Source organism: Bradyrhizobium lablabi (genome assembly GCF_018129385.1).
Lineage (GTDB): Bacteria > Pseudomonadota > Alphaproteobacteria > Rhizobiales > Xanthobacteraceae > Bradyrhizobium > Bradyrhizobium lablabi_C.
This window is the reverse complement of sequence record NZ_JAFCLN010000012.1, coordinates 62,132-79,017: the sequence shown is the minus strand read 5'-3', so window position 1 is coordinate 79,017 and position 16,886 is coordinate 62,132. Positions and strand designations below refer to the sequence as shown.

Sequence of the window (16,886 nt, the reverse complement as noted above, 5' to 3'; positions counted from 1 at the left end):
CGGCTTCAGTGCGTTACTGAAATCGGCAGGTGACGCAGTTTGTCGGGATTGCGGACCACATAGATCGCCGCGATTTTCTCGCCGTCGATCGCCATGCTCAGGGTGAGATCGAGTTCGCCGTCCAGATAGAGCAGGGCGCCCGCGGCGCCGTTGATGGCGGCCGGCTCGATGCGCATATCCTGGCTCTGGCTGGCGGTCTTGCCGGCAAGACCGATGAAGAAGCGCGCGACCTTGTCGGCGCCGACGATCGGATTGAGCGCCGCGAACTTGCGGCCCCCGCCATCCGTGAGCGCCACGGCGTCCTCGCGCAGCAGTTCGGCCAGTTGCTTGACATCGCCGCTGGCGACCGCGTCGCTGAACGCTTGCAGAAGACGCGCATGACTGTCGGGTGTCGCAGCGGGGGCGGGGCGGTTGTCGCGCACCGCGCGGCGGGCCCGCGATGCCAATTGCCGGCAGGCCGCCTCGCTGCGGCCGAGCATCGCCGCGATTTCGTGAAAGGGAGTATCGAACACGTCGTGAAGCAGGAAGGCCGCACGCTCGGGCGGCGATAGACGGTCGAGCGCCAGCAGCAAGGCGAACGACAGGTCGTCGGCGAGCTCGGTGGCGGCGCCTGCCGAAAGACCATCCGCGTCGAACACGGGCTCGGGAAGCCAGGGGCCGACATAGAGCTCACGCTGGGCCCGCGCGCTCTTCAGGCGATCGAGACAAAGCCGGGTCACGACGGTCACCAGAAAGGCCTCGGGATTTTGCACATCCTGCGCGCCGGCAAAGCGAAGATAGGCGTCCTGCACGACGTCTTCCGCATCGCTGCGGCTGCCGAGCATGCGATAGGCAAGGCCAAGCAGGCGCCCGCGGTGGGGCGCGAGCGGATCGCTGTCACGCGGCCTGTTTGACGACATCGACGTCATGTCCATCCACCGTGACCCGACGGCACTCCCTCGCATAGCCGAGCCCTGCCTTGACCATCGGAAACATCCGGCCGAGTTGCAGCGATAGCGTCAAATCTATCACGCCCTTATCGCCCCACTGAGCGCGGACGGCATCGCGGAATTCATCTTCGTCGCCAGACCGGCGCACCAAGGTGTCGGCGAACCTGAAGCCGAGCGTGGTCGCGTCGTTCATCGCGCGCGGATCGCGGCGCAGCACAGCTTCGATCTGGTCCTTCGGCATGCCGGCCTCCAGCGCCATGTCGACGACCAGTTGGGTACAGGGGCCGCAATCCTCCGCCAGTGCGCCAACGATCTTGGCCGCATAGCTTGCCTCGACCGGAACCACCTCGCGATGGCCCGAGGCCTTCATGACCGGTGCGAACTTGAAGAAAGCGGCGGGGGACTCATTCAGCATCATTTCGAGATAGCTGACGTCGTATCCATAACGTTTGCCGTACTTGCGCAATATGCGGCGCGCGATCCAGCTACGCATGACGTTCTCCTTGGCTTGGGAAGGCGGAATAGAGGGCGATGGCCGACGGCAGAACGACGGCGAACAGGCTGAACGCGGCGTGATGGTCGTGGCCGCCGATGATTATGAAAATGTGGAGCAGGGCGTGCGCTGCCAGGAAGCCGGCGCCTGCAACCGCAGCCGGCCAATAGCGGGGTCGCCAGGCCCGCGCTGCAAGTGCGAGACCGGCCGCGAGGAACGCAATGCCGATGTCCTGGACAAAATGCGGGTTGAATGGGCCGGTATCGGTTACGCCGGGAACGGTTTGGTACCAGCGGGAACCGGCAAAGATCATGACCAGCCCGTTGAACAGGGTCGGTACCGCAATAATCGCTGCTATCAAACGCTGCATGTGAATCTCCCGCGCAGGCAAGACGAGCGAGCCGGCTCGTTTGTGACAGGGATGGGTCAAACAAAATCGCAGGAATGGATCGACGAAACTGGGGCCGTTTCGGGCGCAATTTGGTCGAGACGCCGAGTGCGTCTGGTCTGATTTTTGCTCTTGGCAAGTGGGACGAGAGCGGATAAACAGCCGCCTCCGGGCGTGCTGGCTGTTGCCGGCGCGTCTGTGCTCGCATTCCGAACCCGAATCGACAGGAGACTAGTCCTTTCCGGCCGTCCGCATGGATACCGAAAGGAAGAGGAACCTTCGTCTTGGTGGAATGGGAGCAGGGGTGCTCAGCTTCGGCTGATCGCCTCGATCCTGTCCGAGACTGCAGGCGCCAGCGAGAACGATAAGTTTCTCAACGGCTTAATCGCATGGCCTGCATAGACGGGTGAAGACCGGATTTTTGCTTCGCCTCGCCGGTTTCCGGCGCCGCGAAGCCAGTTTGGTTCGAACCTCGACACCCCGCGCCATCTGGTTCGGGAGGGCAGGCTTTAAAGATGTCGTCTTGCCCCTTCGTGTCCCGGGACTGTTGTCCCAAGGTCAGGTTTTGGGCGGGACGATGGGTGTAACCCGGCGGTCCCGCTTCATGCGAAGGCCGCCAACCGGAGAGAGCTTGCTGTGGAAAGAGCGGCAAAAAAGGACGCGGTCGTAGCGCTCAACGAGGTCTTCAAGACCACGGGCGTTGCCATCGTCGCCCATTATTCCGGCCTGACCGTTGCCCAGATGCAGAAGCTGCGCATGCAGATGAAGCAGGCTGGCGCTTCCGTGAAGGTCTCGAAGAACCGTCTCGCCAAAATTGCTCTTGAAGGCACTGACGTCGCAGCCATCGGCTCCCTGCTGAAGGGGCCGACCGTGATCGCTACTTCAAACGATCCGGTCGCGGCGCCAAAGGTTGCCATCGACTTCGCCAAGGCGAACGAACAGTTCGTTATCCTCGGCGGCTCGATGGGTAAAACCGTCCTGGATGTGAACGGCGTGAAGGCGCTTGCCTCGCTGCCGTCGCTCGACGAACTGCGCGGCAAGCTGGTCGGCCTCATCGTGGCCCCGGCGACCAAGCTCGCTCAGCTCTCGAACGCGCCCGCGGCCAAGCTCGCGCGCGTCATTCAGGCTCATGCCTCAAAGGGCGAAGCGGCCTGACCCTTCGCAAATATCAACCTGGTTCGAACCAAACGTTTTAAGGAAACAGATCAATGGCTGACTTGCAGAAAATCGTCGACGACCTCTCGAGCCTGACCGTGCTCGAAGCCGCCGAACTCGCCAAGCTCCTGGAAGAAAAGTGGGGCGTCTCCGCCGCTGCCGCCGTCGCGGTGGCCGGCCCGGCTGCTGGTGGCGGTGGCGCTGCCGCTCCGGCTGAAGAGAAGACCGAATTCACGGTCGTGCTTGCCGCCTCCGGCGACAAGAAGATCGAGGTCATCAAGGAAGTCCGCGCCATCACCGGTCTTGGCCTGAAGGAAGCCAAGGACCTCGTCGAAGGCGCGCCGAAGCCGGTCAAGGAAGGCGTCAACAAGGAAGAGGCCGACAAGATCAAGGCCCAGCTCGAAAAGGCTGGCGCGAAGGTCGAGCTCAAGTAACCGCGGGGTTACTCGAGCAAAGATCCCGGGCGAGCAACGCCAGACCCGGGATCTCCCGCCAAAAAAGCGGGTTCGGTATGCAAAACCCGTGCTCCGGGAGGGCCTGGAGGAGGGTGTACACAAAAAAGTGTGGGGATTCGTGGACTTAACCCTCGAATCTCCACTATTGCCATCCCATATCGGGCTGGCAGCAGGAAAGCACGGTTAAGGTGACGGGAACGGCAGGGTTCCCGGCGCAAGCCGTTGGGAGACAGTCAAATTTCGGGCTTTTTCAGTCCGTGAGATGAGCGATTTGGACGGGCGGAAGCAGCGATGCATCCGCGCGTCGTTTTGCGTTTTGAAGGTCTGGAGAACGAATTCAGGACGAGAGCCCTGAAAATTCGGCCCTCCAGCGGTCGGAACGAATCGAAATTCAACCCGGGGGCGACGGCAATCGCGCTTCGGAAGGTTCGCCCCAAAGGGCGGCACAAATGAGAGGCCACGATGGCGCAGCAGACATTCACCGGTCGCAAGAGGGTCCGCAAGTTTTTTGGACACATTAAGGAAGTCGCGGAGATGCCGAACCTCATCGAGGTTCAGAAGGCATCTTATGACCAGTTCCTGATGGTGGATGAGCCCACCGGCGGCCGGCTGGATGAGGGCCTCCAGGCCGTGTTCCGCTCGGTGTTCCCGATCTCGGATTTTTCGGGCACCTCGATGCTGGAGTTCGTCCGCTACGAATTCGAGCCGCCGAAATACGACGTCGACGAGTGCCGCCAGCGCGGCATGACCTATGCTGCGCCGCTGAAGGTGACGCTGCGCCTCATCGTGTTCGATATCGACGAGGAAACCGGCGCCAAGTCGGTCAAGGACATCAAGGAGCAGGACGTCTACATGGGCGACATCCCGCTCATGACCATGAACGGCACCTTTGTCGTCAACGGTACCGAGCGCGTCATCGTCTCGCAGATGCACCGTTCGCCCGGCGTGTTCTTCGACCACGACAAGGGCAAGACCCACTCCTCGGGCAAATTGCTCTTTGCTGCGCGTGTGATTCCGTATCGCGGTTCCTGGCTCGACATCGAGTTCGACGCCAAGGATATCGTGTTCGCCCGCATCGACCGCCGCCGCAAGATCCCCGTGACCTCGCTGATGTTCGCCCTCGGTCTCGACGGCGAGCAAATCCTGTCGACCTTCTACAAGAAGATCCTCTACAAGCGCGCCAAGGAAGGCTGGCGCGTGCCGTTCGACGCTACCCGTTTCCGCGGCTACTCGACCATCAACGACCTGATCGACGCCGACACCGGCAAGGTCGTGCTCGAGGCCGGCAAGAAGCTCACCGTGCGTGCCGCGCGCCAACTCCAGGAGAAGGGGCTGAAGGCGCTGCGCATGTCGGATGAGGAGCTGGCCGGCAACTATCTCGCCGAAGACCTCGTCAACCCCAAGACCGGCGAGATTTATGCCGAAGCGGGCGAGGAAATCACCGACAAGCTGCTGAAGGCCCTCAACGAGCAGGGCTACAAGGAGCTGCCGCTGCTCGACATCGACCACGTCAATGTCGGCGCCTACATCCGCAACACGCTGCATGCCGACAAGAACATGACGCGTGAGGACGCGCTGTTCGACATCTACCGCGTGATGCGTCCGGGCGAGCCGCCGACGCTCGATTCCGCGCAGGCGATGTTCCAGTCGCTGTTCTTCGATGCCGAGCGCTACGACCTCTCCGCGGTCGGCCGCGTCAAGATGAACATGCGCCTCGAGCTCGATGCGCCCGATACCCATCGCACGCTGCGCAAGGAAGATATCCTGGCCGTCATCAAGACGCTGGTCGACCTGCGCGACGGCAAGGGCGAGATCGACGACATCGACCACCTCGGCAACCGCCGGGTGCGCTCGGTCGGCGAGCTCATGGAGAACCAGTACCGCATCGGCCTGTTGCGCATGGAACGCGCCATCAAGGAGCGCATGTCGAGCGTCGATATCGACACCGTCATGCCGCAGGACCTGATCAACGCCAAACCTGCCGCCGCTGCCGTGCGCGAATTCTTCGGCTCCTCGCAGTTGTCGCAGTTCATGGACCAGACCAACCCGCTGTCGGAGATCACCCACAAGCGGCGCCTGTCGGCGCTTGGCCCGGGCGGTCTGACCCGCGAGCGCGCCGGCTTCGAAGTCCGCGACGTGCATCCGACGCATTACGGCCGCATCTGCCCGATCGAGACGCCGGAAGGCCCGAATATCGGCCTGATCAACTCGCTCGCCACCTTTGCGCGCGTGAACAAGTACGGCTTCGTGGAAACGCCTTATCGCAAGGTCAAGGACGGCCGCGTCACCGATGAGGTCGTGTACCTCTCGGCGATGGAAGAGGGCCGCTACCGTGTCGCGCAGGCCAACGTGCCGCTCGACAACCGTGGCCGCTTCACCGAAGACCTCGTGGTCTGCCGTAACGCTGGCGAAGTGCTGCCGGTGACGCCGGACAAGGTGGACTACATGGACGTGTCGCCGAAGCAGCTCGTTTCGGTCGCCGCGGCGCTGATCCCGTTCCTTGAGAACGACGACGCCAACCGCGCGCTGATGGGCTCGAACATGCAGCGCCAGGCGGTGCCGCTGGTTCGCGCCGAAGCGCCGTTCGTCGGCACCGGCATGGAAGGCGTGGTCGCCCGCGACTCCGGCGCGGCGATTGCCGCCCGTCGCTCCGGCGTGATCGACCAGATCGACGCCACCCGCGTCGTCATCCGCGCCACCGAAGATCTCGACCCCACCAAGTCGGGCGTCGATATCTACCGCCTGATGAAATACCAGCGCTCGAACCAGTCGACCTGCATCAACCAGCGTCCGCTGGTGAAGGTGGGCGACACCGTCAAGAAGGGCGACATCATCGCCGACGGTCCCTCGACCGATCTCGGCGAGCTCGCGCTCGGCCGCAACGTGCTGGTCGCGTTCATGCCGTGGAACGGCTACAACTTCGAAGACTCGATCCTGCTCTCCGAGCGGATCGTGAAGGACGACGTCTTCACCTCGATCCACATCGAGGAGTTCGAGGTGATGGCCCGCGACACCAAGCTCGGACCTGAGGAAATCACCCGCGACATTCCGAACGTCTCGGAAGAAGCGCTGAAGAACCTCGACGAAGCCGGCATCGTCTATATCGGCGCGGAAGTGCGCGCCGGCGACATCCTGGTCGGCAAGATCACGCCGAAGGGCGAAAGCCCGATGACGCCGGAAGAAAAGCTCTTGCGCGCCATTTTCGGCGAAAAGGCCTCCGACGTCCGCGACACCTCGCTGCGCGTGCCTCCGGGCGTGCAGGGCACGATCGTGGAAGTCCGCGTGTTCAACCGCCACGGCGTCGACAAGGACGAGCGTGCGCTGGCGATCGAGCGCGAGGAGATCGAGCGTCTGGCCAAGGACCGCGACGACGAGCAGGCGATCCTCGACCGCAACGTCTACAGCCGTCTCGCGGAGCTCTTGGAAAACCGCCAGGGCATCGCGGGTCCCAAGGGCTTCAAGAAGGACACCAAGATCACGCGCGCGGTGCTCGACGAGTATCCGAAGTCGCAGTGGTGGCTGTTTGCTTCGCCCAACGACAAGCTGATGGGCGAGATCGAGGCGATGCGCAAGCAGTACGACGAGTCGAAGAAGGGGCTTGAACAGCGCTTCCTCGACAAGGTCGAGAAGCTACAGCGCGGCGACGAATTGCCGCCTGGCGTGATGAAGATGGTCAAGGTCTTCGTCGCGGTGAAGCGCAAGATCCAGCCCGGCGACAAGATGGCCGGCCGTCACGGCAACAAGGGCGTGGTGTCCAAGATCGTGCCGATCGAGGACATGCCGTTCCTCGAGGACGGCACGCATGCGGACATCGTGCTCAACCCGCTCGGTGTGCCCTCGCGCATGAACGTCGGTCAGATTCTCGAGACCCATCTGGGCTGGGCCTGTGCTGGTCTGGGCAAGCGTATCGGCCAGACGGTCGATGCGTACCTGCACGGCGCCAACAAGCAGGACACCAAGCCGCTGAAGGAGACCTTGAAGAAGATCTACGGCGACGACGAGACGATCAAATCGCTCAACGACAGCGAATTGATCGAGCTCGGCCGTAACCTCAGCCATGGCGTGCCGATCGCGACGCCGGTGTTCGACGGCGCCAAGGAGACCGATATCGAAGAGATGCTCAAGCTTGCGGGCCTCGACGCCTCCGGGCAGTCGACCGTCTATGACGGCCGCACCGGCGATCCCTTCGATCGCAAGGTCACGGTGGGCTACATCTACATGCTCAAGCTGCACCATCTCGTCGACGACAAGATCCACGCCCGTTCGATCGGTCCGTACTCGCTCGTCACCCAGCAGCCGCTGGGCGGCAAGGCGCAGTTCGGCGGCCAGCGTTTCGGCGAAATGGAGGTCTGGGCGCTCGAAGCCTACGGCGCCGCCTACACGCTCCAGGAAATGCTGACCGTGAAGTCGGACGACGTCGCCGGCCGTACCAAGGTGTACGAGGCGATCGTGCGCGGCGACGACACGTTCGAAGCGGGTATCCCGGAGTCGTTCAACGTGCTGGTCAAGGAAATGCGCTCGCTCGGCCTCAACGTCGATCTGCACAATTCCAAGATCGGCGTGCCGCCGCCGGCCGAGGCGGCCGAGTAAGACGAAGATTCAAGGCCCGGCCCATAAGCGCGAAGCGCGTCTTCGCTCGAATGTGCCGGGCTCTGGCGTTTCGCCCGCGCATCGGGCGGGGCGCCCGCGACAAGACAATTTCGAATTTGCTGCCGGCTTTTGACCGGCACGCGAGGAGAAGACCATGAATCAAGAGATTATGAATCTTTTCAACCCGACGACGCCGGCGCAGGTCTTCGACCAGATCCGGATCTCGATCGCGTCTCCGGAGAAGATTCTCTCGTGGTCCTACGGCGAGATCAAGAAGCCGGAGACCATCAACTACCGCACCTTCAAGCCCGAGCGCGACGGCCTGTTCTGCGCCCGCATCTTCGGGCCGATCAAGGACTACGAGTGCCTGTGCGGCAAGTACAAGCGGATGAAGTACAAGGGCATCATCTGCGAAAAGTGCTCGGTCGAGGTCACGCTGTCGCGCGTCCGTCGCGAGCGCATGGGCCACATCGAGCTCGCCGCTCCCGTTGCGCACATCTGGTTCCTGAAGTCGCTGCCTTCGCGCATCGGCCTCTTGCTCGACATGACGCTGAAGGATCTCGAGCGCATCCTCTACTTCGAATATTACGTCGTGCTCGAGCCGGGCCTGACCGCGCTCAAGGACCGTCAGCTCTTGTCTGAAGACGAGTACCTGAAGGCGCAGGACGAATACGGCCAGGACAGCTTCACCGCCATGATCGGCGCGGAGGCGATCCGCGAGCTGCTCAAGGGTCTCGACCTCGAAAAGCTCGAGCAGACCCTGCGTGCCGAGATGCAGGAGACCGACTCCGAGATCAAGCACAAGAAGCTCGCCAAGCGTCTGAAGATCGTCGAGGCCTTCCGCCATTCCGGCAACAAGCCGGAGTGGATGATCCTGACGGTCGTGCCGGTGATTCCGCCGGACCTGCGTCCGCTGGTGCCGCTCGACGGCGGCCGCTTTGCGACCTCCGACCTCAACGACCTCTATCGCCGCGTCATCAACCGCAACAACCGTTTGAAGCGGCTGATGGAGCTGCGCGCGCCCGACATCATCATCCGCAACGAAAAGCGCATGCTACAGGAAGCTGTCGATGCGCTGTTCGACAACGGCCGCCGCGGCCGCGTCATCACCGGCGCCAACAAGCGGCCGCTGAAGTCGCTCGCCGACATGCTCAAGGGCAAGCAGGGCCGCTTCCGCCAGAACCTGCTCGGCAAGCGCGTCGACTATTCGGGCCGTTCGGTGATCGTGGTCGGTCCCGAGCTGCGCCTGCATCAGTGCGGCCTGCCGAAGAAGATGGCGCTCGAGCTGTTCAAGCCGTTCATCTATTCGCGGCTGGACGCCAAGGGCCTGTCCACCACCGTCAAGCAGGCCAAGAAGCTGGTTGAGAAGGAGCGTCCCGAGGTCTGGGACATTCTGGACGAGGTGATCCGCGAGCATCCGGTGCTGCTCAACCGCGCGCCGACGCTGCATCGCCTCGGCATCCAGGCGTTCGAGCCGGTGCTGATCGAGGGCAAGGCGATCCAGCTTCACCCGCTGGTCTGCGCCGCGTTCAACGCCGACTTCGACGGCGACCAGATGGCCGTGCACGTTCCGCTGTCGCTGGAAGCACAGCTCGAAGCGCGCGTCCTGATGATGTCGACCAACAACATCCTGCATCCCGCGAACGGCCAGCCGATCATCGTGCCGTCGCAGGACATCGTGCTCGGCCTCTATTACGTCTCGATCATGCGCGAAGGCCTGCCCGGCGAGGGCAAGATCTTCGGCGACATGGCCGAGCTCGAGCACGCCCTGCATTCGAAAGTCATCCACCTTCACAGCAAGATCAAGTATCGCTGGGAAGGCGTGGGCGAGGACGGCAAGCCGGCCAAGCGCTGGATCGAGACCACCGCGGGACGCGTCATGCTCGGCAATCTCTTGCCGAAGAACCCGCGGATTTCGTACGACATCATCAACAAGCTGATGACCAAGCGCGAAATCTCGGGCGTGATCGATCAGGTCTACCGCCACTGCGGCCAGAAGGAGACGGTGATCTTCTGCGACCGCATCATGGCGCTCGGCTTCTACAATGCGTTCAAGGCCGGCATCTCGTTCGGCAAGGACGACATGGTCGTGCCGCACGGCAAGTGGAAGATCGTCGACACCACCCGTACGCTGGCGAAGGATTTCGAGCAGCAGTACAATGACGGTCTGATCACCCATGGCGAGAAGTACAACAAGGTCGTCGACGCCTGGTCGAAGGCGACGGAAGAAATCGCCAAGGAGATGATGAAGGAAATCTCCGCCACCAAGAAGAACGCGAAGGGCGCGGATGCCGACATCAACTCGATCTACATGATGGCGCACTCCGGTGCGCGCGGCTCGCCGGCGCAGATGCGCCAGCTCGCCGGCATGCGCGGCCTGATGGCCAAGCCGTCGGGCGAGATCATCGAGACGCCGATCATTTCCAACTTCAAGGAAGGCCTCTCGGTGCTCGAATACTTCAACTCGACCCACGGCGCCCGCAAGGGCCTCGCGGACACCGCGTTGAAGACCGCGAACTCCGGCTACCTGACCCGCCGTCTGGTCGACGTCGCGCAGGACTGCATCATCACGCAGGACGACTGCGGCACCAAGCTCGGCATCAAGATGCGAGCCATCATCGATGCCGGCACGGTCGTGGCTTCGCTGGCTTCGCGCATCCTCGGCCGCGTCGCATGCGAGGATCTGCGCGATCCCGCGTCCAACACGGTCGTGGTCAAGCGCGGCACGCTGATGGAGGAGTCGCATGTCGACGCCATCCACCAGGCCGGCATCCAGGAAGTGAAGATCCGCTCGGCGCTGACCTGCGAGCTCGTCAACGGCATCTGCGGCAAGTGCTACGGCCGCGATCTCGCGCGCGGCACGCCGGTCAACCACGGTGAGGCCGTCGGCGTCATCGCGGCGCAGTCGATCGGCGAGCCCGGCACGCAGTTGACCATGCGCACGTTCCACATCGGCGGCGCGGCGCAGATCAACGAGCAGTCGTTCGTCGAATCGAACTTCGAAGGCAAGGTGGTCATCCGGAACAAGGCGATCGCCCGCAACAGCGAAGGCCATTCGGTCGCGATGGTCCGCAACATGGTCGTTGCCATCGTCGATGCCGACGGCACCGAGCGTGCGACCCATCGTATCCAGTACGGCTCGCGCATGCTTGTCGACGAAGGCGACATGGTCAAGCGCGGCACGCGCATCGCGGAGTGGGATCCCTACACCCGTCCGGTTCTCACCGAGGTCGAGGGCACCATCGGCTTCGAGGACCTGGTCGAGGGGCAGTCGATCTCCGAAACGCTGGACGAATCCACCGGTATCGCCAAGCGCGTCGTCATCGACTGGCGCACGACGCGGGGCGGTGCGGACCTGCGTCCGGCCATCGTGGTCAAGGGCAAGGACGGCAAGGTCCTCAAGCTGCCGCGCGGCGGCGATGCCCGCTACATGCTGTCGGTCGACGCCATTCTGTCGCTCGACACCGGCGCGAAGGTGAAGCCCGGCGACATCCTGGCGCGTATCTCGACCGAGAGCGCCAAGACGCGTGACATCACCGGCGGTCTGCCGCGCGTGGCGGAACTGTTCGAGGCACGCAAGCCGAAGGACGCGGCGATCATTGCCGAGACCGCCGGCACCATCCGCTTCGGCCGCGACTACAAGAACAAGCGCCGCATCTCGATCGAGCCCACGGACAAGACCGAGGAGCCGCGCGAGTATCTGATCCCGAAGGGCAAGCACATCCACCTTCAGGACGGCGACATCGTCGAAAAGGGCGATTTCATCGTCGAAGGCAATCCGGCGCCGCACGACATCCTGGCGATCAAGGGCATCGAGGAGCTCGCTGCCTACCTGGTCAACGAAATCCAGGAGGTCTACCGATTGCAGGGCGTGCTCATCAACGACAAGCACATCGAGGTGATTGTCCGTCAGATGCTACAGAAGGTGGAGATCACCGATCAGGGCGAGACCGACATGATCGCGGGCGAGCAGGTCGACAAGATCGAGTTTGACCAGATCAACACCAAGGCCAGGGAAGAGGGCAAGAAGCCCGCCACGGGAACGCCGGTTCTGCTCGGCATCACCAAGGCGAGCCTCCAGACCCGCTCGTTCTTCTCGGCGGCCTCGTTCCAGGAGACCACGCGCGTGCTCACCGAAGCGGCCGTCAACGGCAAGGTCGATCCGCTCGAAGGCCTCAAGGAGAACGTCATTGTCGGCCGGCTGATCCCGGCGGGCACCGGCGCCTCGATGGCCCGGATCCGCGAAGTCGCCATGAAGCGCGACAAGCTGATCCTCGACGAGCGCGAGAAGCAGGCGGCGATCGTGCCGACAGCGCCGGAAGCCGAACCGCTGGCGTTGCCGCCCGCGGAATAGAGCATGATCCGGAAAAGTGGGTACCGGTTTTCCGAAGAGATCATGCTCAAACAAAAAGATAGAGTGGGATGACGATTCGAAGAAAGTCATCCCGCTCCAGGCGTCCGTAAGTTTACGGGTGAATGCGAAAGGCCGGCCACGCGCCGGCCTTTTTTGCTTGCTGCGGTGCAGGAACGCGCTTTGTTCATCTTTCTTTCAGGATGAAAAGCGCTTTTGCTAGGACGGTTTGGCCCGGCGCGCTTGCGCAGGGGGGTGCGTAGGCGACGGAACGGACATGTTGGATCTAGCGATCGTTGGCGGCGGCCCGGGCGGGCTGATGAGCGCCTGGTATCTGAAGAAAAAGCTCGGCGATCTCTGCCGCGTCACGATCTATGAGGCGTCCGACCGACTCGGCGGCAAGATCGTCACCCGCAAGTTCGACACCGCCAACGCGATGTACGAGGCGGGCGTCGCCGAAATCTACGATTACTCGATGACCGGCCCCGATCCGCTACGCGAGCTGATCCAGCATTTCGGGCTCCAGACGATACCGATGGATGCCGAGCAGGTGCTGCTCGACGGCGAACTGCTCGACGACGTGCCGGGCATGCGCCGCAAATACGGCGCGAAGACCGCCGCCGCCATCGAGGCATTCCGCAAGCGTTGCTCGGATATGGTGTCGCCGATCGAATATTACGAAGGCGTCGGCGCCCACGACAACGAACATCCCTGGGCCTACAAGACTTGCGAGCAGGTACTGGACGAGGAAGTCGAGGACCCGACCGCAAAGCGATTCTTCAAGGTGATGGCGCGCTCGGACATTGCGACCGAGAGCCACAACACCAACGGCCTCAACGCGCTGAAGAATTTTGTGATGGATATCGAGGGCTACATCGGCCTCTATTCCATCCAGAACGGCAATGAGCAGTTGATCGAGTGCCTGCGTTCGGAAGTGAACGCGGACATCCAGCTCAATCACCGCGTCCTCAAGGTCGGCAAGACCGCCGCGGGCCGCTATCAGCTCAACATGATGAACGGCAAGGGGCCGGAAACGCGGGATTTCGATCTCGTGCTGATGTGCCTGCCGCATTCCTGGCTCGCGACCATGCGCTGGGACGGCGAGCAACTTCGCAAGTCGATGGTCAAACACGTCGCCTATTTCGACCGGCCGGCGCATTATTTGCGCGTCTCGATCCTGTTCGACGAGCCGTTCTGGGGCGAAAAGATTCCCGGCGCCTGGTTCATGTCGGAAGCTTTCGGCGGCTGCTGCGTCTACAACGAAGGCGCGCGCCACGACGTCGGCAAGCATGGCGTCTTGAACTGGCTGATCGCGGGCTCGGATGCGCTGGCCTTCGCCAATCTCAGCGACAATGAACTGATCGACGCGGCGCTGAAATCGTTGCCGGCTTCGCTCGGCGATGCCCGCGCGCATTTGCTGGAAGGCAAGATCCATCGCTGGCTGTCGTCGGTGAATGCGCTGCCCGGCGGCCTGCCGGTGCGCGATGTCATGACCAACCACCGGCCCGAGCCGAAGGAGCATCCGGGGATCGTGGTGGTCGGCGACTACCTGTTCGATTCCACGCTCAACGGGCTGCTCGACTCCTCGGACGCAGCGACCGACATCATCCTGACCGAGATGATGCGGCTGCGCCGCGCCAGAACTCAGGCCGGCAAGCCGGTATCCGACAAGATCGACCGCGACTATTTCGAGGACTATCGCGGGCACGGGCCTTACAGCGAGGCGTGGCGTCAGTTCACCAACCCCGATTATCTGCTGGAGCTGATCAGGATCGTCTGGGGCAAGGCAAGGGGCGCAAAGCTGCTGGTCGCCGGCTCGGCCAGCGGCGAACTGGTCGGCGCGCTGCGCGAGCGCGGCATCGATGCCTGGGGCATCGAGAACAACCGCGCCATCCATGCCAAAACGCCGAAGGCGCTGAAGAAGTACAACAAGCTCGGATCGGTTCTCGACATGCCGTTCAAGGACGGCTCGTTCGACTTCGTGTTCGAGACCAGCCTGTGCCACGTGGCGGAAAAGCAGGTGGCCCGCGCCGTGCGCGAGCTCAACCGCGTGGTCAGGACCGGCCTCGTGTTCGGCTCGGTCACATCAGACATGGCGCCCGCTTTAATCGACCGCTACGACCTCTTGCGCGGCGTCAAGAAGCTCGGCACCTGGTGGGAATGGTCGGAATTGTTCTTCGGCAACGGCTTCGATCTGTCGATGCACCGGCGCGACTGCACCGATGCGCTGTGGGCTGCGACGCTTGCGGCCAACAAGGGGCCGGGCCAGTGGTACGCGGACGCTGACAGCCTTCGCTATTCGTTCTTCGACAAGGTCGAGGCCGACGACGACGAATAACCCTGATGGGGTTATTCCATTTGTTTTGCCGAATTCATCCTGATCGCCTAGGATCGAAACGGTAGCGACGCCGCTACCCTCTTCGTCCTGCGGTCATGCCGGCCGTATATGCTTCGGTTGGTTTCATGGCAAAGCGGCCTCCTTCATCGGATAGTCAAAAACTCGTCCCGGGCGAGGAGGATTCCGAGCTGGAGAAGAAGCTCGCGGCCGCGGCGGTTCCAGGCGCCGCCAGCCATCCAGGCGCCGCCGGTAATCAAAGCGCAGGCGGCAAGGGAGCGCCTCCAGCGACTGACAAGAAGGATGAAGACGACGAGGACGACGAACTCGAGCTCGACGACGATGAAGACGACGAGGACCTCGTCGTCTTCACCGCCAAGGAAGCCGCCGGCGCCCTGTCGACGATCTACGGCTTCGTCAAGCCGCATCTCGCCAATTACAAAAGGCTGCTGGCATTTGTGACGTTCGGTGTCCTCGTCGAGACGCTGTTCAACGTCATCATGCCGCTCAGTCTGAAATTCCTGATCGACGACGCGCTCGGCGAGGAAGATTTTCAGGCCCTCTACAAGATCCTCGGCGTACTGGCGGTCGCAGGCATCCTGACCTCGATCATCGCGGTCTGGTACGAGCGCTGGGACGCGCGGCTCGCCGCTTCGATCATTGCCGATGTGCGCTCGAACCTGTTCGAGCACGTCCAGAACCTGCCGGCCTCCTATTTCGCGCGCACCAAGCGCGGCGAAATCCTGTCGCGCTTCTCGATCGACCTGTCCGCCTTCGAAGGCTCGGTCAAGACCTTTGCCAACAGCGCCGCGCTGCCGTTCCTGGAATTGATCGCCGGCATCATCCTGATGCTGTTCCTGAACTGGCAGCTCGCCGCCGTCGCGTTGTTGATCTTTCCGATCACGCTGATCGGGCCGCGCATCCTCACCCCGAAGGCGGTGCAGGCCAATTACGAGCAGAAGCTGAACGAGGCGGCGCTGCTCGCGACCGTGCAGGAAAACGTCGCCGCGCAAGCGGTGGTGAAGGCCTTCAGCCTACAGCGCCGTACCTTCGGCTGGTTCACCTTTCGCAACCAGGATGTGCGCATCAAGACGGCATCGGCCGTGTTCCTGTCGACCATGGTGGAGCGCACGGTCACCATCTCGGTGCTGCTGCTGCACCTCGTGGTGCTGGCGATCGGCGCTTACCTCGCCACCAAGGGCCAGATCACCGTCGGCACCTTCGTCACCTTCGAAAGCGCGTTCTGGGAGGTGTCCTACAACATCGCCCATCTCATGCATTTCATTCCGGTGTCGATCCAGTCGGCCGCGGCCGTGCGCCACATCCAGGAACTGCTCGATGAGCCGACTCGCGGCGCCGACCGGCCGGGCGCGCCGGATCTGCCGCCGATCACCAACGACATCACCTTCGAGCGCGTCAGCTTCCAGTACGAGGGCGGCCAGCAGCCGGTGCTCGACAACCTCACGCTCAAGCTCGATGTCGGCAAGACCATCGCCATCGTCGGCCCCTCGGGCTCCGGCAAGAGCACGCTGCTCAACCTGATCCTGCGGCTCTATACGCCTGATGAGGGCAGGGTGACCATCGACGGCGTCGATATCCGCCGCGTGACGCGCGAATCGTTGCGCAGCGGCATGGCGGTCGTGTTCCAGGAAAACATGCTGTTCAACATGACGATCCGGGAAAACATCCGGCTCGGCAAGGAAGGCGCGAGCGATGCGGAAGTCGAGGAGGCCGCCAAGAAGGCCGAGATCCACCGCTACATCGTGAGCCTGCCGCAGGGCTATGAGACCCAGGTCGGCGAGCGCGGCGACACGCTGTCGGGCGGCCAGCGCCAGCGTATCGCGATTGCGCGCGCCATCATCCGCAATCCGTCCGTCCTGCTGCTCGACGAAGCCACGTCCGCGCTCGACCAGACCACGGAAGCCGCGATCAATCGCACGCTGATGAAGGTTTCCGAAGGCCGCACCATGATCTGGTCGACCCACCGCCTGACATCGGTGGTCGAGATGGACGAGATCATCGTGATATCAGGCGGCCAGGCGATCGAGCGCGGCTCACACGCCGAACTGCTCGCCCGCAACGGCATGTACCGCAAGCTCTGGGACGATCAGGGCCATGCGCTGCAAAATGCAGCTCAAGCCGACGATAACAATGAAGACGACGAGGATGAGGACGACGAGGAGGAGTGAG

General features: G+C 62.9%; 9 protein-coding genes. 6 read left to right on the top strand and 3 right to left on the bottom strand.

The window, feature by feature from the left end; genetic code table 11:
* Window positions 1-5 precede the first annotated feature (5 nt).
* Genes JQ628_RS21755 through JQ628_RS21745 form a run of 3 tightly spaced genes read right to left on the bottom strand, consistent with a single transcriptional unit; the run spans window position 6 to window position 1,792 of the window.
* Window positions 6-899: a sigma-70 family RNA polymerase sigma factor gene (locus JQ628_RS21755; protein WP_212225235.1), complete on the bottom strand. Its 894-nt coding sequence runs from the start codon at window positions 897-899 to the stop codon at window positions 6-8.
* Window positions 877-1,422 (bottom strand): hypothetical protein, encoded by a 546-nt coding sequence (locus JQ628_RS21750; protein WP_212225234.1) that lies wholly within the window; start codon window positions 1,420-1,422, stop codon window positions 877-879. Before JQ628_RS21750 ends, JQ628_RS21755 begins: the two co-directional genes overlap by 23 nt.
* Window positions 1,415-1,792 carry a hypothetical protein gene (locus JQ628_RS21745; RefSeq protein WP_212225233.1) on the bottom strand — a complete coding sequence of 126 codons (378 nt, stop codon included), beginning with the start codon at window positions 1,790-1,792 and terminating at the stop codon, window positions 1,415-1,417. The genes JQ628_RS21750 and JQ628_RS21745 overlap by 8 nt, the downstream gene beginning before the upstream one ends.
* A 654-nt stretch (window positions 1,793-2,446) precedes the next feature.
* Between JQ628_RS21745 and rplJ the strand changes: the two genes are divergently transcribed.
* The 6 genes from rplJ (at window position 2,447) to JQ628_RS21715 (ending at window position 16,885) form a co-directional block, all read left to right on the top strand.
* Window positions 2,447-2,965, top strand: coding sequence for a 50S ribosomal protein L10 (rplJ, locus tag JQ628_RS21740; protein WP_212225232.1), 519 nt, complete (start codon window positions 2,447-2,449; stop codon window positions 2,963-2,965).
* A gap of 53 nt (window positions 2,966-3,018) precedes the next feature.
* Complete coding sequence (rplL, locus tag JQ628_RS21735) at window positions 3,019-3,399, top strand: 50S ribosomal protein L7/L12 (RefSeq protein ID WP_208829916.1); 381 nt, start codon at window positions 3,019-3,021, stop codon at window positions 3,397-3,399.
* Between the two features lie 483 nt (window positions 3,400-3,882).
* Window positions 3,883-8,010 (top strand): DNA-directed RNA polymerase subunit beta, encoded by a 4,128-nt coding sequence (gene rpoB / locus JQ628_RS21730; protein WP_212225231.1) that lies wholly within the window; start codon window positions 3,883-3,885, stop codon window positions 8,008-8,010.
* Between the two features lie 154 nt (window positions 8,011-8,164).
* Window positions 8,165-12,364 (top strand): DNA-directed RNA polymerase subunit beta', encoded by a 4,200-nt coding sequence (gene rpoC, locus JQ628_RS21725; protein ID WP_212225229.1) that lies wholly within the window; start codon window positions 8,165-8,167, stop codon window positions 12,362-12,364.
* A 274-nt stretch (window positions 12,365-12,638) separates the two neighbouring features.
* A complete protein-coding gene (locus JQ628_RS21720; protein WP_212225227.1) occupies window positions 12,639-14,699 on the top strand; it encodes an FAD-dependent oxidoreductase in 2,061 nt (686 codons plus the stop codon).
* 125 nt (window positions 14,700-14,824) lie between these two features.
* Window positions 14,825-16,885, top strand: a complete 2,061-nt coding sequence (locus JQ628_RS21715; protein WP_212225225.1) for an ABC transporter ATP-binding protein — start codon at window positions 14,825-14,827, stop codon at window positions 16,883-16,885.
* Window position 16,886: the final 1 nt, after the last annotated feature.

Excerpts from the sequence above, each read along its gene's own strand:
- JQ628_RS21715 (WP_212225225.1), top strand. The coding sequence starts at position 14,825 with ATGGCAAAGCGGCCTCCTTCATCGGATAGTCAAAAACTCGTCCCGGGC.
- JQ628_RS21755 (WP_212225235.1), bottom strand. The coding sequence starts at position 899 with ATGTCGTCAAACAGGCCGCGTGACAGCGATCCGCTCGCGCCCCACCGC.
- rpoB (WP_212225231.1), top strand. The coding sequence starts at position 3,883 with ATGGCGCAGCAGACATTCACCGGTCGCAAGAGGGTCCGCAAGTTTTTT.
- rplL (WP_208829916.1), top strand. The coding sequence starts at position 3,019 with ATGGCTGACTTGCAGAAAATCGTCGACGACCTCTCGAGCCTGACCGTG.
- rpoC (WP_212225229.1), top strand. The coding sequence starts at position 8,165 with ATGAATCAAGAGATTATGAATCTTTTCAACCCGACGACGCCGGCGCAG.
- JQ628_RS21720 (WP_212225227.1), top strand. The coding sequence starts at position 12,639 with ATGTTGGATCTAGCGATCGTTGGCGGCGGCCCGGGCGGGCTGATGAGC.
- JQ628_RS21745 (WP_212225233.1), bottom strand. The coding sequence starts at position 1,792 with ATGCAGCGTTTGATAGCAGCGATTATTGCGGTACCGACCCTGTTCAAC.
- JQ628_RS21750 (WP_212225234.1), bottom strand. The coding sequence starts at position 1,422 with ATGCGTAGCTGGATCGCGCGCCGCATATTGCGCAAGTACGGCAAACGT.